At 50.9% G+C, this 21,246-nt stretch carries 27 protein-coding genes; 11 read left to right on the forward strand and 16 right to left on the reverse strand.

What is annotated here, in order from left to right; translation table 11 throughout:
- Positions 1–97: 97 nt before the first annotated feature.
- Positions 98–628 (forward strand): AAA family ATPase, encoded by a 531-nt coding sequence (locus MN202_RS19515; RefSeq protein WP_335737821.1) that lies wholly within the window; start codon positions 98–100, stop codon positions 626–628.
- Positions 629–777: 149 nt separating this feature from the next.
- Positions 778–921: a hypothetical protein gene (locus MN202_RS19520; protein WP_335737822.1), complete on the forward strand. Its 144-nt coding sequence runs from the start codon at positions 778–780 to the stop codon at positions 919–921.
- On the opposite strand, the gene MN202_RS19525 is transcribed toward MN202_RS19520, so the two are convergent.
- From MN202_RS19525 to MN202_RS19535, 3 genes are all read right to left on the reverse strand, one after another.
- The gene (locus MN202_RS19525; protein ID WP_335737823.1) at positions 902–2,092 is read right to left on the reverse strand and encodes a cystathionine beta-lyase; all 1,191 of its coding nucleotides are present in this window, start codon (positions 2,090–2,092) and stop codon (positions 902–904) included. The genes MN202_RS19520 and MN202_RS19525 overlap by 20 nt on opposite strands.
- Positions 2,093–2,207: 115 nt before the next feature.
- Positions 2,208–2,978 carry an EAL domain-containing protein gene (locus MN202_RS19530; RefSeq protein ID WP_335737824.1) on the reverse strand — a complete coding sequence of 257 codons (771 nt, stop codon included), beginning with the start codon at positions 2,976–2,978 and terminating at the stop codon, positions 2,208–2,210.
- Between the two features lie 84 nt (positions 2,979–3,062).
- Positions 3,063–3,704, reverse strand: coding sequence for a class II aldolase/adducin family protein (locus MN202_RS19535; RefSeq protein WP_335737825.1), 642 nt, complete (start codon positions 3,702–3,704; stop codon positions 3,063–3,065).
- A gap of 142 nt (positions 3,705–3,846) precedes the next feature.
- Between MN202_RS19535 and ubiD the strand changes: the two genes are divergently transcribed.
- Genes ubiD through fre form a run of 3 tightly spaced genes read left to right on the forward strand, consistent with a single transcriptional unit; the run spans position 3,847 to position 6,346 of the window.
- Positions 3,847–5,337: a 4-hydroxy-3-polyprenylbenzoate decarboxylase gene (ubiD, locus tag MN202_RS19540; RefSeq protein WP_335737826.1), complete on the forward strand. Its 1,491-nt coding sequence runs from the start codon at positions 3,847–3,849 to the stop codon at positions 5,335–5,337.
- Positions 5,334–5,612, forward strand: coding sequence for a 2Fe-2S iron-sulfur cluster-binding protein (locus tag MN202_RS19545; RefSeq protein ID WP_335737827.1), 279 nt, complete (start codon positions 5,334–5,336; stop codon positions 5,610–5,612). The genes ubiD and MN202_RS19545 overlap by 4 nt, the downstream gene beginning before the upstream one ends.
- Positions 5,613–5,638: 26 nt before the next feature.
- On the forward strand, positions 5,639–6,346 hold the full coding sequence (fre, locus tag MN202_RS19550) for an NAD(P)H-flavin reductase (protein WP_335737828.1): 708 nt from the start codon (positions 5,639–5,641) through the stop codon (positions 6,344–6,346).
- 83 nt (positions 6,347–6,429) lie between these two features.
- Here the strand turns inward: fre and MN202_RS19555 are convergent, their stop codons facing one another.
- The gene (locus MN202_RS19555; protein ID WP_335737829.1) at positions 6,430–7,806 is read right to left on the reverse strand and encodes a TonB family protein; all 1,377 of its coding nucleotides are present in this window, start codon (positions 7,804–7,806) and stop codon (positions 6,430–6,432) included.
- A 157-nt stretch (positions 7,807–7,963) separates the two neighbouring features.
- Here MN202_RS19555 and MN202_RS19560 point away from each other — a divergent pair, with 157 nt between their 5' ends.
- Entirely contained in the window at positions 7,964–8,374 is a 411-nt protein-coding gene (locus tag MN202_RS19560; protein ID WP_335737830.1) for an acyl-CoA thioesterase, read from the forward strand.
- Here MN202_RS19560 and MN202_RS19565 read toward each other — a convergent pair whose 3' ends face one another.
- From MN202_RS19565 to cyaY, 8 genes are all read right to left on the reverse strand, one after another.
- A complete protein-coding gene (locus MN202_RS19565) occupies positions 8,375–9,118 on the reverse strand; it encodes a hypothetical protein (protein ID WP_335737831.1) in 744 nt (247 codons plus the stop codon).
- 69 nt (positions 9,119–9,187) lie between these two features.
- Positions 9,188–9,700 carry a DNA-deoxyinosine glycosylase gene (locus tag MN202_RS19570; RefSeq protein WP_335737832.1) on the reverse strand — a complete coding sequence of 171 codons (513 nt, stop codon included), beginning with the start codon at positions 9,698–9,700 and terminating at the stop codon, positions 9,188–9,190.
- Positions 9,701–9,713: 13 nt separating this feature from the next.
- Positions 9,714–10,793 carry a heme biosynthesis HemY N-terminal domain-containing protein gene (locus MN202_RS19575; RefSeq protein ID WP_335737833.1) on the reverse strand — a complete coding sequence of 360 codons (1,080 nt, stop codon included), beginning with the start codon at positions 10,791–10,793 and terminating at the stop codon, positions 9,714–9,716.
- Positions 10,790–11,911, reverse strand: a complete 1,122-nt coding sequence (locus tag MN202_RS19580) for a uroporphyrinogen-III C-methyltransferase (protein ID WP_335737834.1) — start codon at positions 11,909–11,911, stop codon at positions 10,790–10,792. The genes MN202_RS19575 and MN202_RS19580 overlap by 4 nt, the downstream gene beginning before the upstream one ends.
- Positions 11,908–12,672: a uroporphyrinogen-III synthase gene (locus MN202_RS19585; RefSeq protein ID WP_335737835.1), complete on the reverse strand. Its 765-nt coding sequence runs from the start codon at positions 12,670–12,672 to the stop codon at positions 11,908–11,910. Before MN202_RS19585 ends, MN202_RS19580 begins: the two co-directional genes overlap by 4 nt.
- Entirely contained in the window at positions 12,669–13,598 is a 930-nt protein-coding gene (gene hemC, locus MN202_RS19590) for a hydroxymethylbilane synthase (RefSeq protein WP_335737836.1), read from the reverse strand. Before hemC ends, MN202_RS19585 begins: the two co-directional genes overlap by 4 nt.
- Position 13,599: 1 nt before the next feature.
- The gene (locus tag MN202_RS19595; RefSeq protein WP_335737837.1) at positions 13,600–14,280 is read right to left on the reverse strand and encodes an alpha/beta hydrolase; all 681 of its coding nucleotides are present in this window, start codon (positions 14,278–14,280) and stop codon (positions 13,600–13,602) included.
- Between the two features lie 26 nt (positions 14,281–14,306).
- Positions 14,307–14,624, reverse strand: coding sequence for an iron donor protein CyaY (cyaY, locus tag MN202_RS19600; RefSeq protein WP_335737838.1), 318 nt, complete (start codon positions 14,622–14,624; stop codon positions 14,307–14,309).
- A gap of 71 nt (positions 14,625–14,695) precedes the next feature.
- Between cyaY and lptM the strand changes: the two genes are divergently transcribed.
- From lptM to xerC, 5 genes are read left to right on the forward strand one after another with little or no spacing between them, the layout of a single operon-like run.
- Positions 14,696–14,884, forward strand: coding sequence for an LPS translocon maturation chaperone LptM (gene lptM, locus MN202_RS19605; RefSeq protein WP_335737839.1), 189 nt, complete (start codon positions 14,696–14,698; stop codon positions 14,882–14,884).
- A complete protein-coding gene (gene lysA / locus MN202_RS19610) occupies positions 14,871–16,127 on the forward strand; it encodes a diaminopimelate decarboxylase (protein WP_335737840.1) in 1,257 nt (418 codons plus the stop codon). Before lptM ends, lysA begins: the two co-directional genes overlap by 14 nt.
- A 12-nt stretch (positions 16,128–16,139) precedes the next feature.
- Positions 16,140–16,970 carry a diaminopimelate epimerase gene (gene dapF / locus MN202_RS19615; protein ID WP_335737841.1) on the forward strand — a complete coding sequence of 277 codons (831 nt, stop codon included), beginning with the start codon at positions 16,140–16,142 and terminating at the stop codon, positions 16,968–16,970.
- On the forward strand, positions 16,967–17,623 hold the full coding sequence (locus MN202_RS19620; RefSeq protein WP_335737842.1) for a DUF484 family protein: 657 nt from the start codon (positions 16,967–16,969) through the stop codon (positions 17,621–17,623). Before dapF ends, MN202_RS19620 begins: the two co-directional genes overlap by 4 nt.
- The gene (xerC, locus tag MN202_RS19625) at positions 17,610–18,548 is read left to right on the forward strand and encodes a tyrosine recombinase XerC (protein ID WP_335737843.1); all 939 of its coding nucleotides are present in this window, start codon (positions 17,610–17,612) and stop codon (positions 18,546–18,548) included. Before MN202_RS19620 ends, xerC begins: the two co-directional genes overlap by 14 nt.
- Before the next feature lie 61 nt (positions 18,549–18,609).
- Here the strand turns inward: xerC and MN202_RS19630 are convergent, their stop codons facing one another.
- The 4 genes from MN202_RS19630 to MN202_RS19645 all read right to left on the reverse strand — a co-directional run bounded on the left by MN202_RS19630 (position 18,610) and on the right by MN202_RS19645 (position 21,211).
- Positions 18,610–19,152, reverse strand: coding sequence for a hypothetical protein (locus MN202_RS19630; protein WP_335737844.1), 543 nt, complete (start codon positions 19,150–19,152; stop codon positions 18,610–18,612).
- Positions 19,153–19,271: 119 nt separating this feature from the next.
- Positions 19,272–20,015 carry a hypothetical protein gene (locus tag MN202_RS19635; RefSeq protein ID WP_335737845.1) on the reverse strand — a complete coding sequence of 248 codons (744 nt, stop codon included), beginning with the start codon at positions 20,013–20,015 and terminating at the stop codon, positions 19,272–19,274.
- Between the two features lie 17 nt (positions 20,016–20,032).
- Complete coding sequence (locus MN202_RS19640) at positions 20,033–20,620, reverse strand: hypothetical protein (RefSeq protein ID WP_335737846.1); 588 nt, start codon at positions 20,618–20,620, stop codon at positions 20,033–20,035.
- A gap of 144 nt (positions 20,621–20,764) precedes the next feature.
- The gene (locus tag MN202_RS19645; RefSeq protein WP_335737847.1) at positions 20,765–21,211 is read right to left on the reverse strand and encodes a DoxX family protein; all 447 of its coding nucleotides are present in this window, start codon (positions 21,209–21,211) and stop codon (positions 20,765–20,767) included.
- Positions 21,212–21,246 lie beyond the last annotated feature (35 nt).

The following is a 21,246-nucleotide window of genomic DNA, read 5'->3' on the forward strand; positions in this document are numbered from 1 at the left end:
AATACAGTATGGCTCTGGCTGCAAAGCTAACCCACGAAGCAGGAGGTCAGCACCTCGTGGGGAGTCATTATGTCTATGTAACTCAAGGAAGATCAGCGTGAAATTTGTGATGATTTACGGCCCATCGGGCATTGGAAAAGAAAGTGTGGCACGCGAACTGGCAAAGAAAAATGGTTGGCATTTATTCCCACAGCATCTGGCTTTCGATATAGCCTGCGCCGTCGTCGGTTTCGGGAATAATGGTTTTGAGAAATACCAGCGAAAAATTTGTCTGGACGCATTCGAGGCACTGATTGAAAAGAACGCCTCCGGGATTGTTTTTACATTTTGTTATGTATACCCAGCCAGCAATTACTTTATAGATGGTTTGTTTGAATTACTTAGAAAATACGAAGTAGAGGCCGATTTTGTTCGGCTATCCTGCGATTTTGATGAGCATGCTCGCAGAGTGACCAGTGAAAGTCGGAAAAATACAAACAAAATCCAGTCCCAAGAATATCTAGAAAATTATCTAAGCAGGTTTAATTTTTCAGTGGATATTGCCGGAGTTGAAACTTTCCACCTCAACAGTACTGAATTAAGCATACAAGAGTCGGCGATTGAAATTGAAAAGCACATCGTTACATAACAAACAAATTTTATCGCCAGCAAACAGCGCTGGCTGCGACGCCAATGCTGCGACATTGTTAATGCAAGGTATATCCGTTATGGTAACTCTCTGTGTCAGATGCAAAATTAACAAATTTTCACAAATAAATTTAAACAGAGGGCAAATGGATGCTAGATGGCTTAAAAAACTGGTGGAACACGATACCTAAAAACCAAAAGGCGGGGCTTATTGTGCTGGCCGCCTTTGTGCTGGGCGTGATGATTTTTAATTTTGGCACCACTATTGGCGCCGCTATTTCACGGGCGTTGTAATGGCTGCCTGATCAAAACGGTTAAACGCCGCTGCCAGATCTGCGATTAAATCGTCCACATCTTCCAGGCCAATATGCAGCCGGATTAGCGGCCCGCTGTGCGGCCACTGAGTGGCACTACGCAGGTTTTGCAGCTTCATAGTGGCGGTGATCAGGCTTTCATAGCCGCCCCAGGAAAAGCCCATTTTAAAATGCGTCATGCCCTCAATAAAGGCTTCTATCTGGCGTTGGCTGCCTTGCTTTAAAACAAAGGAAAACAAGCCATTGCTGCCGCTAAAATCGCGTTGAAATATAGCATGGCCCGGATGTTGTGCTAAGGCGGGGTGCAGCACGGTTTCTACCTCTGGCCGCTGCGTTAACCAGTGGGCGACGCTTAGCGCACTTTTTTCATGCTGTTTTAACCGCACCGATAACGTGCGCAAACCGCGCAGCGCGGTGTAGGCATCGTCGGCCGAGGCACAGTAACCCAGCAAATAGCTGTGTTCACGCAATTGTGGCCAGTGTTTTTCATTGGCACTGGCGGTGCCTAACATTACATCGGAATGGCCAACTATATACTTGGTGGCCGATTGCACCGACACATCTACCCCCAACTCAAAAGGCTGGCATAAAATCGGTGAAGCCCAGGTGTTATCTAAAATGGTGACGATACTGTGCTGACGCGCCACGGCAGTAATAGCCGGGATATCCTGCATTTCAAAGGTTAACGACCCAGGCGATTCAAGAAAGATTACTTTAGTATTGGGCTTAATTAAGCCAGCGATAGCCGCGCCTATTTGTGGATCGTAATAGGTTGTTGTTATGCCCAAACCGGCTAAAACCTTATCGCACAGTGCGCGCGTCGGCTCGTAAGCACTGTCAACCATTAACAGGTGATCACCACTTTGTAAAAAGGCCAACAAGGCACCACTAACGGCAGCCGCTCCGCAGGGGTACAAGGCACAGCCAGCGCCGCCTTCCAGCTCACAGATGGCGTCTTGTAAGGCAAAATGCGTGTCGGTACCACGACGGCCATAAAATGGCACCCGGTTACCGCGGTTTACTGTGGCATGCTTTAGCTCGGCAAAGCTGTCAAACACTATGGTAGAGGCACGCACTAGCGGCGGGTTAACGACATTGCCGGTATATTGCTTGGCGCGACCGGCATGGATCAGCTGAGTGTCTTTTTTCATATTGTTTCCGTGTTATAAGGCGCATGCCACCCGGGCAGGCAAAGACATCTGGACGGCCATACTATATCAAGTTCGGTTTAGCTGACTAGAGTTAATTTAAGCTAGCGCTGCCGGGCTACTCTAAGCCGCTTAACTGTGCCGTGGCTGTCAGCATTTCTAATTGCGGTTTGGCGAAATAGTATCCCTGCAGATAGCGGATACCCACTGCTGTCAGATAATCGCGCTCGGCCTTTGTTTCTATGCCTTCGGCCAGTACTTTTGTGCCCTGTAACTGACATTGCGCCACCGTTTCCTCAACAATATACTGCTTGGCCGGATGTTGGTCGATATCGCGGATCAGCTGCATATCCAGTTTAAGGATGTTAGGCTTTAGCTCTGTTAACCAATCCAGAGTAGCGAAACCGGCGCCGTAGTCATCAATCGCCGTTTGAAAACCACGTTTGGCGTAACTGTTAAAAATGCGGTTTAAGTGTGCTTTGTCTGGGATCTGCTCGCATTCAGTTACTTCAAAGATCAGTTTATTCAGGTCAAAACCATACAGATCAGCCGCCTCTATCGTGGCTTTGATACAGGTTTCCGGGTTATACACGGCATTAGGTAAAAAATTGATACTTAAAAAGCTATTACACCCCAACCTGGCCGCCGTCTCTATCGCTTTTACCCGGCAAGCCTGATCAAAATAGTACTTATTGTCATCGTCGATATGCTGAAACACCCAAGCTGCACCTTCGCCCTGCGGCCCGCGCACCAGCGCTTCGTAGGCATAAACACTTTTACTGTGCCAGTCAATTATCGGCTGAAACGCCATCCGGATTTGAAACCCCAACGACTGGCCACTTAAGCAGTCACTGCAGGTTTGTTGTTTAATGCTGGCTGGAAATTGCATAAATCATCATTACTATCAAGTCACTGGTGTTAAGACTGTAGCGGTCAATCTGTCGGCATGCCAGCACTACCCTGTCGTTTTGCGTTAGTCCGGTGTAGCACTACGCCCCAGCGCAGCAGCATACACCCCGACCAGTCGCGAGGCGGCTGCCTCAGCTGATATACCAAAGGCTACTACGCCATCTTCATGGCCGGCCATGGTAAAAACCCCTTGCTGCAATACGTCGCTAGCGCCAAATAAGCGTGCGACTTCTTCTGTCATCGCGACAGTACCGTAGGGCACATCAGCATCTGTTTGCGCTAAACCTAACATTGCCGCCTGCTGCCAAATCTGTGGGCAATGCGCATGAATCACAAAGTTAATATCAGCACTTAACAGGTACAGCTGACCATGTGTCATGGCCTCAGACGATGGTTTGGTTTCGCCTACAGCAACAATGCGGTTTTGCTCTGGCTGGCACTGTGTCACCAGCGCATAATCGGCCGCACGCATCTGCGTGATGCCACCGGTTTGGCTGCCACTGATAATAAACTGATTACTTTGGCCATAACGCTGGCTGATATTACCAAAACCATAGTTATCGTAGCGCAGTGGCGTTTGGCCCAGCATGCCCAGTTGCAACATAATAGTGCGCCAGCTGTTGATCGCCGTTACATCAGCCGCCTTCAGCGCGGCCTGCTGACGAAAATCCAGCTGAAACTTTATTACTCCTTCCTGCTCTGTCATCGTTCAACCTGTCGTAATAAGAAACCACTACATTATAAAGCGCGGCAGCCTGCTGCCCCAGCCGCTTAGCAGGCCAAAACTGGTAAGGGCGACGCAGAGCTGTATAATAGCCGGCATTAACTGACAGGGCCTGATGGCAAATATGAAATATAAAGACCTACGCGACTTTATTGCCCAGCTGGAGCAACGCGGCGAGCTGGTGCGGGTAACAGCCGAGGTAGACCCGGTACTGGAAATAACTGAAATTGCCGACCGTACCCTGCGGGCCGGCGGCCCGGCGCTGTTATTTGAAAACGTTAAAGGGCACAGTATGCCGATTTTGGCCAACCTGTTTGGCACCCCACAGCGGGTAGCACTGGGTATGGGCCAGGAAGACGTATCGGCGCTGCGCGAAGTCGGCAAGCTACTGGCGTTTTTAAAAGAGCCCGAGCCACCAAAGGGCTTAAAAGACGCCTTCAGTAAACTGCCTATTTTTAAGCAAGTACTGAATATGTCGCCCAAGCAGGTGAAAAAAGCGCCCTGCCAGGACATAGTATTAAGCGGTGATGACGTTGATTTAAACCAATTGCCTATTATGACTTGTTGGCCGGGTGACGCCGCGCCGCTAATCACCTGGGGTTTAACCGTTACCAAAGGCCCGCATAAAGAGCGGCAAAATTTAGGTATTTACCGCCAGCAGCTGCTGGGTAAAAACAAACTGATTATGCGCTGGTTGTCGCACCGTGGCGGTGCGCTGGATTTTTACGAGTTTCAAAAGGCCAACCCGGGGCAAAACTATCCGGTGTCCGTCGCTTTAGGCGCCGACCCGGCCACCATTTTAGGTGCGGTAACGCCGGTACCGGATACACTGTCGGAGTATGGCTTTGCCGGCTTGTTGCGCGGCGACAATACAGAAGTGGTCAAATGCATCAGCAACGACTTGCAGGTACCGGCCAGCGCCGAGATTGTATTAGAAGGCTATATTGCGCCGGGCGAAATGGCGCCGGAAGGCCCCTATGGCGACCATACCGGTTACTACAACGAAGTCGACAGCTTCCCGGTATTTACCGTTACCCATATGACTATGCGCAAAGAGCCCATTTATCACAGCACCTACACCGGCCGGCCACCGGATGAACCGGCGATACTGGGCGTGGCATTGAATGAAGTCTTTGTGCCGATATTGCAAAAGCAGTTTCCGGAAATTACCGACTTTTACCTGCCGCCGGAAGGCTGCTCTTACCGCTTAGCGGTTGTTACCATGAAAAAGCAATATCCCGGCCACGCTAAGCGGGTGATGATGGGCGTGTGGTCGTTTTTGCGCCAGTTTATGTATACCAAGTTTGTTATTGTTTGCGATGACGATGTTAACGCCCGCGACTGGCAAGACGTCATTTGGGCCATTACCACCCGGATGGATCCGGCGCGCGACACCACCCTGATTGAAAACACGCCGATAGATTATCTGGATTTCGCCTCGCCGGTATCCGGCCTGGGCTCGAAAATGGGCCTGGACGCCACCAATAAATGGCCCGGCGAAACCACACGCGAATGGGGCGAACCTATAGTGATGGACGAAGCGGTTAAACAACGGGTTGATGAAATTTGGCATAGCCTGGGTATACCTTTGCCGGCAAAGGATGCCAAACTGTGACGCACCTGGTTACCATAGCTCCGGCGCAATTAAGCTTTGCGGTACAGGACGGCGAAACCATACTGCAAGCAGCGCTGCGCAGCGGTATCGACTTCCCTAACCGCTGCCGTCAGGGCGTATGCACCAGCTGTGTTTGCAAACTAAAAAGTGGTGAGGTGCGTTATAACGAACCGCAGCCACTTACCGAACTGGACAAACAACAGCGGTTTACTTACTGTTGTTTAGCCTACCCCAATACTGACGTGGTGTTACACCATCCTTTTATCCGTGGCTAAAAGCTAAGGCCACCGCTGAGAGCACTATGACGATAACTACCTGCACCGTAGATTTAATTGAACAGCTAACTCCAACCGTTAACCGGGTGCTGTTAACGCCGGCACAAGCGGTCAACTTTAGCAGTGGCCAGTATTTGCAGCTGTGTTTAAGTGACAGCGATAAGCGGCCCTTTTCAATAGCCAGCACCCCGGCGCAACAGCAGCTGGAACTGCATATTGGCGGTGCCGTCGCCGACCAGTATGCTAGTCAGGCACTGGCCCACCTGCTGCAACAACATCAACTGCAGCAACCGGTTCGGGCTGAAATAGGTCTGGGTCAGGCACAGTTCCGCGCAGACAGCGAGCGGCCGATTATTTTGCTGGCTGGCGGCACCGGTTTTTCCTACGTTTACAGCATTGCGCAAAGCATTGCCGCTGCCAGGCTGGATCGGCCAGTGTTCTTTTACTGGGGGGTGCGCGAACAAGCCGCACTGTATCACCATGCGGTAATGCAGCAATGGGCAGCACAAAATACCAAGTACCGTTTTGTGCCGGTCGTACAACAGCCGGATGACAACTGGCAGGGCCGCAGCGGTATGGTGCATCAGGCGGTGCTGGAAGATTTTGTCTCGCTGGAGGCTTACGACATTTACGTTGCTGGCCCCTTTGCCATGGCCGGTGTAGTACGCGATGCCTTTATTGAACAAGGCGCGCATCGTGAACATATGTTCGCCGATGCGTTTGCCTATATTTGATCTTTATAGATGCTGTGCTGCAAAAATGCAGTTTTATTTAATACAGCGGGTGCCAAATATATGGCCCCGCTGACAAGCAATGATTAACGACCTTTAGTGGTGACGTCTTTATTATCACGGGTTTTAACGTCATCAATATCACGCCGGTCAAGCTGCAGACGCATTTCTTCGGCCAAACTGTAGTTTTTTGCTATCGCCTTTTCCAGCAGCACTATGCCCTGCGCTTGCTGGCCGTTCAAAAACATTCTGGTACCAGCCCAGGCCATTACCTCACCGTCTTGTTGCGCCAGCAAATATTGCTCCCACTGTGGATCATAAGCCGCCATCACCCGCTGTGCATCCAGATCACCGTTTTTGGCCGCCTGTTGCCACCAAAACTTACCCGACATGGCCCGCGACGCGGTAACAGAAGGTGTGATATGTAGTTTTTTCATCGGGTTGGAGGATGAACGTGACAAACGATAAACTTCGTTATCTACTTCACCGCTTAGTTTCTGCCCTACCAGGCTGCTAAGCTGATTTTTAGACTCAAAGTTCACTTTTAACTGTTCGGTAATAGTGCCATCAGCGGCAACCCGCACAACCGCATATCCCCAAAAGCCATCCAGGTCTGCTGTCAGTTTATTGCGTTTACGGTAAATTGAAAAATCCGGCTCTGGCATAAGTGGCAATTCTGGGTCAAACCAAAAGCTATTCGGGCTTTGTACTTCCATCAGAGTTAACAAAGTGCCCAGAGCAAACTGATACTGTGGCGCACCGGCCGCAGCGTATTGCCATAGTTTGTTCTTTTCCAGCACTCTTGCCAGAGCATGCTTATCAACTTTGCCTTGTAATGAATAATCCAGCTGCACTTCAAACAAATGTTTTTTATCACTTGGCTGGTATTTCCAACGTTTAACTGCTTTAACAGAGGCGCGTTCAAATACTTTGGCCGGGAATGCATCTAAAGTATCCACTGTGGTGACGTCACCGTCTTCATTTACCAGGAAACGCAGCTTTACATAACCAAACTGGCCATTTTTGGCTGCATCGATTGGATATTCCGGATGCACCCGTCTTATGGGATCTGGCGCATTCTGCCGCTGTCGGGCTGATAAATCGGTTTCTGTGATAATCACCAGTTGCTTTAACTGTTCAAAGGCTGAGTTTGCGGTGTCCAGTTGCTGCTCTGTTGCCTTGGCGGTAAGCCGCTGCAGCAGTTCGCGTGATTCGTCATGTTCCAGATCCGCCGCCAGCATGAAATAGGCCAGCGCTTTCGCCAGATCTGCCGGTTGCCCTTCTCCCTGATAGGCCATAACGCCAAGATTAAATGCGGCCAGTTCATTTCCCAGCGGTAATAATTCAGCAAATTGCTGTGCCGCCGCTGCGTAATCTTTTTTACCATAAGCCTGCAATGCGTCCAGCATATTGGCCTGAGCTACACCGCTGCCCAACAGAGCAAGCAACAACCATTTTTTCATGGGTCTCTCCTTGTTAGTTACCAACTGAGCTTACCCAAAATACAGAATTTAGCAAACACGATGTTTATTTGTTAACAAAACAGCAGCATTAGCCAACTGGTTTGGCCACATCAACTATGGCAGAATACTGGCCTTAATCACCTGACGGAGCGCTGTAATGCAGCATAAAACCCTGATTAAAGTCCGCGGTTACCATTTAGATATTTATCAGCACGTCAATAACGCCCGCTATCTGGAGTTTTTAGAAGAGGCGCGCTGGGGCTATTTAGAAGACAGTGGCGACATTGACTGGTTTGCCAAACACAATCTGGCCTGGGTAATTGTCAATATCAATATTAACTACCGTGTTGCCGCAACCATGGGCGACCAGTTAGAAGTGTTTACCCGCTTTAGCAAAGTTGGCGGTAAAAGCGCCGTGGTAACACAGGAAGTACGGATTGCCGGCAAAGATGCGGTTGCTGCCGATGCCCAGGTAACCTTTGTCTGCCTGGATCAAAAAACCGGTAAAGCCGTGGCGATTGACGGTGAGTTAAAAGCGCGTTTAGAGCAGCATATTGCTGAGGCCTGATTAGCGCTTACGGTGTTTTTCCAGCGCCTGTTTAAGCAAGGCGCTGCTATGTTCTTCATCGCCACAGGGTACAGGTCTGGCAGCCATTAAAGCGTCAAAACCGTCCTTGGTAGGGTCGGCAATACGGCAGCCGCCTTTAGTGCGGACAATTTGCCTGCCGTCGTCCAGCTTAACAATTACCTGCCCTGCCGGATCCTCAGTTAACTGCTGATGGCGTTTTTCTACTGTCAATTTGGGTTGTTGCTGTGCCTGTAATAACTGCTGATAACTGGCTGCAGCCGCTTGCTCTATTGCTGCAGGATTTACTGTGGCAGCCCGGTTTAGCGCGCGCTGTGCCAGGCTCTGCTGCGGCGATGCCGCAGCGTGTCGATCACCTTCGGGCTCAGGCCGGGCTGCTGTATCCGCTAAAGATTCTGCACTACTTTGCTGGCGGGCCGGCAGTCTTTGCTCTGCAGGGGGCTCTGTTACTGCTGCAGGGGACGCGGCGTTAGTTGTTACCGGCTGAACAGCTTCAACTGCTGTTGCCATTTCTGCCAATGGCTGCGGTGGCTGTTCGACTGCTACAGGCTGAGGCGGTTGGTACAAATATGACACTATGGGCACTGCTGGCGGCTCCTTGAGCGCCACAGGAAAATCAGTTGTTAAAACAGCAGCCAGCAACAAGGCATGCAGCAGCAGCGCCAGCACAGCCGGGCCACCGTATTTGCGGATAAAAGCTGTTAAACCGGCGTGCCTGGTGAACAATGACTAGCTGTCCCTGCTTTTGCTATTGGTTAAGACAGCTTCAGACCAGCACGACAGCAATAAATTCCACTACACAGTGGTTATAAATGGTTTAAGTTGCTGCCATTGCTGCTGCTTTTCGCTAAAGCTAAGTGCAGCATGCGCCGGGCTGGTAGAAGGTAAACAAAGCAGCTGCAGTTGCGCCGGCACTATGCCCAGTGGCAAAACATGCCGTTTAAAGCTTTGCCAGGCTTTGCCACCGTTAAAACCGATTGCCAGCAGCTCAGGCCGGGCGGCAAAAAAACCGGCGAAGTCATTTACCTGTTCATTACGAATAGCACTGTCCAGGCTACCGGTACGCTGGCAACGGCCAATCACATCCCACAGCGCCACCCCGGCACTATTCAGTGCGGTAATTCTGTCAGCATAAGGCTGGTTAAGGTTAAATCCGGCCAACTGCGCCATTATTGGCCAGAAGGCATTGCGCGGATGGGCATAGTACTGCTGCTGGGCCAGCGACACCGCACCCGGCATACTTCCGAGGATCAGCAGCCTGACATTAGCGCCGGCAATCGGTGTCAGCCCGCTTAGCTGGTCCGTCATTCGCTAATTAGCATCAGGCTTGCAATGAGGGCTGATATTGCCGGGCTTTTTGCCATGCCAGTGCAGCCTGTTCCGGCTCGCCTTCTTCTGCTGCCATATACGCCAGTAACGCATACAAATAACCATTGGTAGGTTGCTCATGCAGCCAGTTTTGTACTTGCTTACGCAGTTTTAGCACACTGTGGCCCAAGGGGATCTGGCGTAAAAACGGCAGGGTTTGCGGTAACTCTGCCAGTTGCAGTTGGCTTAATAATAATTTTTCTGCTGCATCTGTCTGACCACTTTGTGCCAGCGCCCAGGCCCGGCCAATGTTAGCCGCTGTCGACTTGCGTTCTTTCGCCGGCAATGCCAGCCAGTAGTCTGCCGTTTCATCAAACTTCTGTTGTTGGCTCAACTGGCTGATTGCGGCCGGATAAATATTGAAGCGCTGTTGTGCCCATTTATCTTTGTCAAACCATTGCTGTTTTAACGCTGTTGGCAACAACTGCAGCAATTGCTGCCATTGTCCGGCCTGTTGCAGCGCATGCAGATACAGTTGCCCCAAGCCTTTATCCTCAGTGCCGGCTTGCACATGCTCTGCCAGTATTACGCAGGCCTGAGCAGCCTGGCCTTGCTGCAACAGCAAGTCTGCTTGTAAAAATAAACCGCTGCCGCTTGGTGGTAATTGCTGTGCATGCTGGTTAGCTGTGCTGATATCGCCGGCGTAAAATGCCGCATAGCCGGCAACCAGATGTTTTTGCTGTGCCATAAAATCATCGGCACAGGCTTTTTGCAGATGCTGGCTGGCAAGCTGCCATTGCTGCTTGGCATAGGCTTCAAGCCCTAACTCAAAAGCCTGCTGCGCTTTGCGTTGGCGGCGCCAGCGTAAAAAATTAAAAGAAATATGCTGTAAGCGTAATAACTTACGCAAAAGCCAACTGCTTAGCCACAATACCAGCATTGCCGCCATAGCAAGCAATACTAATCCCAGCAGCGTGGTTTCGAATACCTTGCCCGCCACGATAACTTTGACATAACCGGCATGGTTGACCAGCACCGGACCTAACCACATCGCCGCAGCCAGGGCCAGCACCAGCAGCAGGATCCGTATCATAAGCTTTCTCCTGCCAGTTGCTGCATATACAGCTGCAGTTGTGCCGGGCTGCTAAGCGCACTAAAAACCGGCGTGGAAATATCTGCTGCGGCAAGTTCTGTCAGCTGGCTGCTAAACTGCTGTACCGTGTCGGCACTGGCATTGAAATAGCGCTGTAGCTGATCGCTGCTCTGCTGCAGTGCTGCGGTAAAAACCTGTGGCTGTTGTTGCATTACTGCCAACTGAGCCAACTGCAGTTGTTGTTGCAGTGCTATGCGCAACATCAATTGCTGCTCTGTGGTTAAGTCAAAGTAATCTTCCGGCATTGCATCTCTGGGGTTTAGCAAGCCTTGCCAGGTATTGTGCCAATGGTAGGCCAGGGTGGCGCGCCAGTTTTGCAGTGTCGCCTCTGGCGCCTCAGCCTGTAACGGCATTGTTTGTTGTTTTAAAGGCAGCAACATGACTTGTTGGCGTAATTGCTGTAACTGCACATGCAGTTTGCTGACATCAGGCCGCACTAAAGCCTGCAGCTGGCGGCTATCAGCGGCTATGGCCTGACGTACGCTCAGCAAAGAGGCATCGTCCAGGCTTGCCAGCTTTTCATCCGCGCTCTGTAATAACGCTACTGCCGTCACGGTGTCCTGTTGCAACCAGACTTTTTGCGCTGCCAGTTTCAGTAAATAGTCGGCCTCGGCCAGTAACCAGTGCCGTGGCGGCGCACTGTCACGCTCCTGCACCAGTTGCCGTACTGCTTGTAATTGCGCCGTGACCTGAGCAGCCTGTTGTTGCTGTTCGGTGGTCAGGTTTTGCTGCAGCTGGCTTAACTGCTGTTGCTGATCCGCCTGCAAGTTTTGCTGTAACTGGCGGTTGCTGTCCTGCAGTTGCTGGTTTTGCTCAACCAGACGTTGTTGCTGTTGTTGCAAAGTCTGTACTTGCTGCCCCAGTTGCTGCCATTGCGGCCACGCCCAGTAATAGCCAGCGCCTGCCAGGCCTGCACCCAACGCCACAACCAGCAGTAAACTTAAACCTGCAGCAACACTGCGGCCACTGCGTTGTGCCGGTTGTTCGGCATCCATTTGCTGCTTTAATTGGGTCAGCGGCGCTTCAACTTCCGTTGCGCGCTCTAAGGTGTCACTCATTGATATTCCCTCTTCAACTGGCTGATAGCGCTAAGCAGCGCCCAGTCATTGGCATTAGCTGCCAGTATGATGTTTTGCTGTGCTATCCCCAGTGCCAAAGCACTGTCCTGCACCCGTGGGCTAACCAGAATAAAATCGCGCTGCGTCAGCCAATGATGATGGGCCTGGGGTACCAGCTTAAACAGTTGCTGTAATATTTCGTTGCTGGTGGCCACAATACAACGAATACCGGCCAGCTGCCACTGCTGACACAACAGCTCGCCATCCAGCGGCAGGGCGACACGTTTATAACTTTGTACATAGCGCACTGCTGCGCCGCGCGCCACCAGGCCTTGCTTAATTAACTCGCGGCCGGCATTGCCGCGCACCACGACAATATTTTTACCGGCCAGTTGTTGTAACTGCGGTAATTGCAGCAAGCCCTCACTGCGCTGATCCTCCGGTACTTCGGCGCTACGCCCGAGCCAGCTTTGCAGTGCCATCGCCGTAGTTTGGCCGACAGCAAATAAGGGCGCACCCAGCATGCTGGCATCCAGCTGATTTTGCAGGCTGATAACAGCGCTGACACTAACAAACACCACCGCATCGGCCTGTTGCAGCTGCTGTATATCATAAGGTGTCACATTAACCTGCGCCGTAGTGATCAATGGCTGATACAAGTAGCTGACGCCACTTTCATCCAATGCTGCCAGCAAATTATCTGCTTTGCCGGCCGGCCGGGTAATTAAAAAGGCGATGTTGTCGGGCGCAAATTCTGTCATGGCGCAGCCTGATATACCGCCTGTAAAATACGCTCAGCGCCCTGTGTTAATAAGTGCTCGGCCAGCGCTGTACCTAACTGTTCAGCTTCAGCTACCGGACCGCGCAACTGATGACGGATTATTTCACTGCCATCCAGCGAACCAACCAGCCCCCGCAACCACAAACTGTCGCCGCTGATTTCAGCATAGGCACCTATCGGCACCTGACAACCGCCCTGCAGTTTACGGTTCATTGCCCGCTCGGCCAACACACAACTGCGGGTAGCGCTATGTTCGAGTGGTGCCAGCAGTTGTTGCACGGCGATATCGTCGCTACGGCATTCAATACCGACGGCGCCCTGGCCATTGGCCGGTAAGCTAAGTTCTACCGGTAACAGGCTGGCAATGCGTTGCTCAAACCCCAGCCGGATCAGGCCAGCGGCCGCTAGTATAATGGCAGCGTATTCTCCATTATCCAGCTTGGCCAGGCGGGTGTTTACATTGCCACGCAGATCGCGCACGGTTAAATCAGGTCGCAAGGCTTTTAACTGACACTGCCGGCGCAGGCTGGAAGTACCGACGACGGCGCCCTGCGGCAGCTGATCGAGAGATGTAAATTGGTTTGAGACAAAGGCATCCTGCGGGTTTTCCCGCGGGCAAATGGTATGCAGCATTAAGCCTGCCGGAAACTCTACCGGTACATCTTTCATGCTGTGCACGGCAATGTCGGCGCGGCCATCCAGCATGGCTTGCTCTAACTCTTTTACAAACAACCCTTTACCGCCTATTTTTGCCAACGGCGTATCAAGAATTTTGTCGCCCTGCGTCGACATCGGCACCAGCTCTACTGTCAGCTGCGGATGAAAGCGCAACAGCTCGGCTTTCACGTACTCAGCCTGCCACAGCGCCAGCGCACTTTTACGCGTTGCAATACGGATCAGGTTCATCTTAGTGGGTTACCTCTGTCAGTAAACGACGCTGTATAAAACTGCTGATATCGGCCACTTCCTGCGCACACACGCTGTGCTGCATACGGTAGTCGTGCCAGCTGACATTAAAACCGGCATTTTTCAGCGTATGGTAGGCTTGCTGCCCTGCTGCCATCGGCACCACCGGATCCTGGCTGCCATGCGCTACCAGCACCGGCGTGGCTTTATTAATAGCATTGCTTTCGTCTTTCAGTTTATCCGGTGCGCACATATAGGTAGATAACGCCATCACGCCGGCCAGCTTATACGGCAAACGCGGTAGTAAATGCAGGGCTATAACGCCACCCTGGCTAAAACCGGCCAGAATAATACGCTCGCTGCTAATGCCATCGCTGATCAGTTTATCCAGCAATTGTTGTACTGCTGCTGCAGATTCGCGCACCCCGGCTTCGTCGGCACGGTTGGTTAAATCCATGGTTTTAATATCGTACCAGGCCCGCATCCGCATGCCGCCATTTACTGTTACCGGCCGCTCAGGCGCATGTGGGAATAAAAACCGGATGCCGGCATCTGCCGGTAAACGCAGCTCCGGCACTATGGGGGCAAAACCATGACCGGAGTCACCCAAACCATGTAACCACACCACCGCAGCACGGCTATCGCCCTGCGCTTTTACATCAACAAAAGGAAGTAACGCCATCACAGATCCTAGAAAAACTACAGCGCCTAAGGCGCCAGATTAAGCGCTTTGCCGGCCTGCTTGGCGGCAGCATCGTTCAGCAGCTGCCAGAATTCGGCACCACTGCGATTGTCTATCCACTTATCGCCATGCAATTCAAAGTGGTGACCATTAAATTTGGTAGCCAGCCACAGCTGCTGCAACGGCGGCTGTTTATTAATAATGATTTTGCTGCCATCAGCAAAACTGATGCTAAGCAAACTGCCGTGTGACTCATAATCCAGGTCGGCATCGGCATTTTCTACTGCCAGCTCTACCGCCAGCAGGATACTGTCGGTTAATTCTTCATATTCCAGATCATTCATCTGCTTCACCTGTTTGCTTTTATCGCTAAGGATGCGATTATAGAACGCAACCACCATAAAAAAATAACATCATGCAAGCTTTTACAACCCAAGGTCCGCTTTTAACTGTCGCTGCTGTCGTTTTGCTGTGCAGCTTACTGAGTGCGTGTGGTCAAAAAGGCCCGCTTACCTTACCACAACCGGCACCGGAAGTGGCAGAGCCACAGCAAAACAACGCTAATCCAACTCAACAAACGGATGAACAACGTGGACCATTTTAATTATCAGCACGACCGCCTGTTTGCGGAACAACAGCCGCTGGACGAAATCGCCAGCCAATTTGGCACCCCTTGCTATGTGTACTCGCGCGCCACGGTAGAACGGCATTATCAGGCCTTTGCCAATGCCGCCGCAGAACACCCGCACAGTCTGGTGTGTTATGCGGTAAAAGCCAATAGCAACCTGGCGATCCTTAACCTGCTGGCCAAATTGGGTAGTGGCTTTGACATTGTTTCCGGCGGAGAGTTGCGCCGTGTGATTGCCGCTGGTGGCGATGCGAAAAAAGTGGTGTTCTCCGGCGTAGCCAAAACCGCTGACGATATGCGCTTTGCGCTGCAACTGGGTATTAAGTGCTTTAATGTCGAATCGGTAGCCGAGCTGGAACGCTTGCAACAGGTTGCCAGCAGCCTGAATATCAAAGCACCGGTATCCATTCGGGTAAACCCGGATATTGACGCCAAAACCCATCCGTATATTTCTACCGGCTTAAAAGCAAATAAGTTTGGCATTGATATTTTGCTGGCGCGCGACATTTATCGCCAGGCTGCCAGCTACAGCCATTTGGAACTGGTCGGTGTAGATTGCCATATCGGCTCTCAACTTACTGAAACCCAACCGTTTTTAGACGCATTAGAAAAGCTGCTTAAACTGATTGATGAACTGGCGGCAGATGGCATCAAACTAAGCCATATTGATATCGGCGGCGGCCTTGGCGTCACCTACGATCAAGAAACACCGCCCTCACCGGCCGATTACATCAGCAAAGTGGTACAGCGGCTGCAAAGCTACCCGCAACTGGAGCTGATTATGGAGCCGGGCCGGGCCATTATGGCCAACGCCGGTGTACTACTAACCAAAGTAGAATTTTTAAAACCCGGCCAGGAAAAAAACTTCGCCATTGTCGATGCCGCCATGAATGACTTAATCCGCCCGGCTTTGTACAGCGCCTGGCAGGCGATAGTGCCGGTAGTACGCAATAGCAGCGCCGTTTCTGCGCTGTACGACATTGTTGGCCCGGTATGCGAAACAGGCGACTTTCTCGGTAAAGACCGTGAACTGGCCATAGCCCAGGGCGATTTACTGGCTGTGCGTTCGGCCGGCGCCTATGGTTTTACCATGAGCTCGAACTATAACAGCCGCCCACGCGCAGCCGAGGTATTGGTAGATGGCGAAAAGGCGCATTTAATCCGCGCCCGTGAACAATGGCAGGATTTATGGCGTGGTGAACAGCTGGTCACCGATTAAGTAAGGGCGCAGATGTTGTTACATTTTTCTAAAATGCATGGTCTGGGCAACGACTTTATGCTGGTCGATGCCGTCAGCCAAAATGTGTTCTTAACCAAAGAGCAAATCAAAGCGCTGGCTAACCGCCATACCGGTATTGGCTTTGATCAGCTGTTAATGGTAGAACCGCCCTATGATCCCGAACTGGATTTTCACTACCGTATTTTTAATGCAGACGGTTCAGAAGTAGAACAATGCGGCAATGGTGCACGTTGCTTTGCCAAATTTGTCCGTGCCAGAGGTTTAACCAACAAACATAAAATTGGCGTTAGCACTAAATCCGGCAAAATTACGTTATACGTAGAGGCCGACGGCCAGGTCACGGTCAATATGGGCGTACCACAGCTGGACCCGGCACGGGTGCCGTTTAAAGCGCAAAAGCAGGAACTGACCTACATACTGCGCGCAGACGAACACACTATACTTTGCGGAGTGGTATCTATGGGTAACCCGCATGCCGTGGTAGAAGTGGACGATCTGGACAATGCCCCGGTACAGTTACAAGGCCCGTTGTTTGAACAGCACGAACGCTTTCCTGAACGGGCGAATATTGGCTTTATGCAGGTACTCAACCCAGGCCATATTAAACTGCGGGTATGGGAGCGTGGCGCCGGCGAAACCCAGGCCTGTGGCACTGGCGCTTGTGCCGCCGCGGTAGTGGGCCAGTTACAGAAGAAATTGCACCAGCAGGTGCGGGTAGACTTACCCGGTGGCAGCCTGCATATTCGCTGGAACGGTCCGGGCCAACCGCTGAAAATGACCGGCCCGGCAGAACATGTTTACGACGGACAAATATTGCTATGAACGATAGCCTGAGCAAAGACAAAGACCTGTTGGCAGCCCAAGTGGTATACGACTACCTGCAGGACCACCCGGAGTTTTTTCAGCAGTATCCGCAGTTGCTGGCTAATCTGCGCTTGCCGCACCAGCAACGTGGCAGTGTATCTCTGGTAGAGCGCCAGCTGGAACTGCAACGCGAAAAGATCCAGGCGCTGGAAGATGACATCACCCGCTTAATGTCGGTTGCCCGTCACAACGAGCAGATTTTTCTGGCGTTTAATAAATTGCAGGCCGCACTGTATCAGGCCAGAAGCCTTAACGAAGCCGAATACAGCCTGCAACAGTTTACTGCGGCCATGCCGCAAGTCAGCGAATGCCGGCTGATCTGCTTAAACGATGAGCAAACTGCCGCTCAGTACCAGTTATTATTAACTCGCCGCTTAAATGCCGACGGTGTTTATCTGGGCCGGCTCAATAAAGAAGAGCAGCAAAGCATCTTTGCAACTCACATTCATTCGGTGGCGTTATTGCTGATCCAAAATGCCGGCCAGCCGCTGGCATTGCTGGCATTTGGCAGCGAACAGGACGATCACTTTCAGCCCTCGATGGACAAGTTGTTTATCGGCCATCTGGCGGTGATTTTAGCTCAGCTGCTTCCGGCTTATGACGCTGCCTGAACCACAGCTCGCCCCGCAGTGGTTACAGCCACTGCAGGACTTTTTAGCCTATCTGCAGTTTGAACGCGGCTACAGCAGCAAAACCCTCGATAGCTATCAGCGCCAGCTACAACAACTGGCGTTGAGTGTGGCGGCGACGGATGCCGACAGCCATTGGCTTAACGTTACTACAGAGCAATTAAAACAGCACATTACCGGCTTGCGTCGCAGCGGCGCCAAACCCCGCACCATAGCGTTAAAGGTAGCCGCGCTGCGCAGTTTGTTCCGCTATTTGCAAGGCCAGGCAATACGCAGCGATAACCCGGCGCAGTATTTGTCGGTACCCAAAGCGGCGCGCAGCCTGCCAAAAAACCTCAATGTCGACCAGCTCAACCATTTACTTAGCTTCGATAGCAGCGACGATATATTGGCCTGTCGCGATAAGGCCATGCTGGAGCTGTTTTACTCATCCGGCTTACGCTTAGAGGAGCTGGTTAATGCCGATTTACGCGATATCGACTGGCAACAGCAACTGCTGCGGGTTACCGGTAAGGGCAGCAAACAACGGATAGTGCCGGTAGGTAAAATCGCGCTTACGGCATTACAAGACTGGCTAAAGCAGCGACCGGCGTTTACGTCAAAACTGCCGCAGGAAGATGCTAATGCGCTGTTTATCAGCAAGCAGCATAAACGTATAAGCGCCCGCCATGTGCGCGAGCGGGTGCAGCTGTGGGCCAGGCAACAAGGACTAAACCAGCATGTACACCCGCATATGCTGCGCCACTCATTCGCCAGCCATATGCTGGAGTCCAGCCAGGATTTACGCGCCGTGCAGGAGCTATTAGGCCACGCCAACCTCAGCACCACCCAGGTATACACCCATCTGGATTTCGCCCATTTAGCCAAGGTGTACGATAACGCGCACCCCAGGGCCAGGAAAAAATAGCCTCAGTTAATTTGCATGTCATCGCACACAATAACCAATCGCAGTCTTGCTGTTTAGGCTGTTAGGATTGCATAACTGGTGCAAATACCCGGCGCAGTACCTTTAAGTATTTAGTACTGTCACTCAATGGCGCAACGGTAACATCCAAGCCAAACACTTCGTTTAAGACAACCTTATCACGCTGGATATATGTTGTTTCTATAGATACTGCATTAACGTACCGCATGCTTGAAACGGAATTATCAACAATTTTTTGTTGTACGTTGTGCCACCTCGCCACCCCTTTTTGTATTGGTGTATTGTGATGCTGAAAACTGATAATCACTAGGGTTATGGATGCCGAAAACTGTGTTTGCAAATCTTCAACAGTTTGCTCATAGGCGCGCTCAATTGCATCCTTTCGTATCTGACCTGTGCCAGGGTTAAATATACCGCCCTGTGCTTTGATTTTACCGTCAAAAATTTGCTGGGCAGCCGCACTGCGTTGTAGTAAATCATCAGACAAGGGTAAATGACGGAAATGCCGTTCTACAGCTTGCCGGTATGCATAAAACTGCGAACTACGAGTTTGAGGCAGCCACAGCAGCAGGGTTTGGTCGGCCATTATGGCTGTAGCCGGCGCCGATAAGTTTGCAACAGGCGCCGGATCTTGCGGAAATGTTATTGTGGTGCACGCGCTGATTGCGCTGCAGTACAACAAAATAGTTAGCAGACGCTTCATTTTCATTTTACTTTGTGAGTATCTATTTTGTTCAATGCCCGCTGCAGAGCCTGCTGAATAACGGCTGGATCATTAAAAAGCTGATCAGCGCTTTTGGTTTTTGCTTTGTTGTTTTCATCAAATTTGTTTAACAACTCAATTCCACCTGCACCAAAGCTAAGGGTGGTGTCAGATTCGTTCGAAATGTCGATGTACAAGCTGGTAGCTGCCAGCCTGCCGGTTTCCTGCACAAAGAATGACCCCAGTACACTGCCAACACCATGCTCTTGCCACAATGCATACTCTTGTTGGCCATCCCATGCCGCATTGTACATATTGCCAAGATTATTACTAAAATGAGCCGACACCACTGTTATACCGACAAACAAAAATGCATCCACGTTCAATTCAGATTTTGCCTGTTGCAGCGCCTTCCGCCAAATCTCTTGCCCTCTAAGCTCATCATATTCCCCGCTCACCGGGTCGTATAAATCGGTTGCACTTTTCCGAAGCTCGCTACGGATTTGATACAAACGATCGGCACTCACCACCACAAAACCGCGCTTTTCCAACTCAGATCGCAACGCTGGAGCCACCTGAGGTTCTATTTTTTCTCTGAAATCGCTCAGCTCTTTAGGCATCAACAAGTCAGATACCGCCAGACGTGGGTAATTTGTTTTCAGCTCATCAGTAGATAGATATTTAGGCGATGTACTTTGACACCCTACTAATAGCATCAACCCTAAGATGCAAAAAAAGTTTTTCATCAAGTTTCCTTACTATTTTATTGAAATTGCGCATCTAAAAGCCCGCCTACGCTAAAACGCATATTAACGTCCAACGTTTTGCCATTGGGGGCGTGGTGGGTGTAGGGGGTGAATTCTTTCACCATGTCTGGTGTTGTATGAATAAGCACGTAACGGGCAGCATCAGGCAACCGAAAGCGCACAGAGTAATAAGGAACACTTACAGGGTGCGGTTTAATGCTCAATCCATTTCGCCAATACTCTTTTGGACGAAGGGTGGTTAATTTTGCTTTTTGTTCATCCAGTACGGTAACAACCGGATAAACCAGCGTCGCGCTTGGGATAAAGCTGCCGTTAATCCAGCTAACTACTTCTATAAACTCTGCTTTTTCCGGACGTTGAAGAGCGATATAGTAACTTTTGCCCTGTTCAAACGGGAATACGGGTTGACGCTCTAACCTTATTTGCTGCGATTCACCCAAAGCGGATACTTGAAACACTACTTCGTTAAAACTCTGGCAGCAAGTCGGGGCGGTATTAAGTTTATGCAATTCTCTTTGGGGTGAAACGGCACCACAACCAGTTAATACAACAAGTAAAACTGGTACAAATTTTAGCATCTTCATTAAATCAACTTAGTTTTTTTTGCTAATACTACCACATGTTAAATTAATGTCGCTCTTGCAAAATAAATTATTAAAGCACTCACATTTTTTTGCTGCGTAAATAACAATGCCCGCTATAGCGGGCATTGGATGCGCTGACACAACTTAGTTAAAACGCTTGGCCAACAAGCTATCTACTGAGGCTTTACCGGCACCACTAAATAGCAGTGACACGCTGGAAGCTAACAGGGCTAAACCGAATTCGTAGCCATTGTTGCTCATAAACAGGCCGTTTTGAAAGTGCACGGCAAAGATCGCCACCAGCATGGCAATACTTAGCGCCAGCGCGGCCGGCCGGGTTAACAGGCCCAGTACCAACGCGATACCACCGAAAAACTCTGCCGCACCGGCTAAAAACGCCATCACGATACCGGGTGATAAACCTATGCTGTCCATCCAGCCGCCGGTGCCTTCCAGACCGTAGCCACCAAACCAGCCAAACAGCTTTTGTGCACCATGGGCGGCAAAAATAATCCCCACCGGTACCCGCAAGGCCAACGCCGCAAAACCCGCATTTGAGCTTAAAATTTTCTGAACGATTGAAGTAGCCATAATATCACCTGTCAAATTGTTTAAAGTTAAGTTTA

The sequence above is a fragment of the Rheinheimera muenzenbergensis genome (assembly GCF_036984005.1).
GTDB lineage: Bacteria > Pseudomonadota > Gammaproteobacteria > Enterobacterales > Alteromonadaceae > Alishewanella > Alishewanella muenzenbergensis.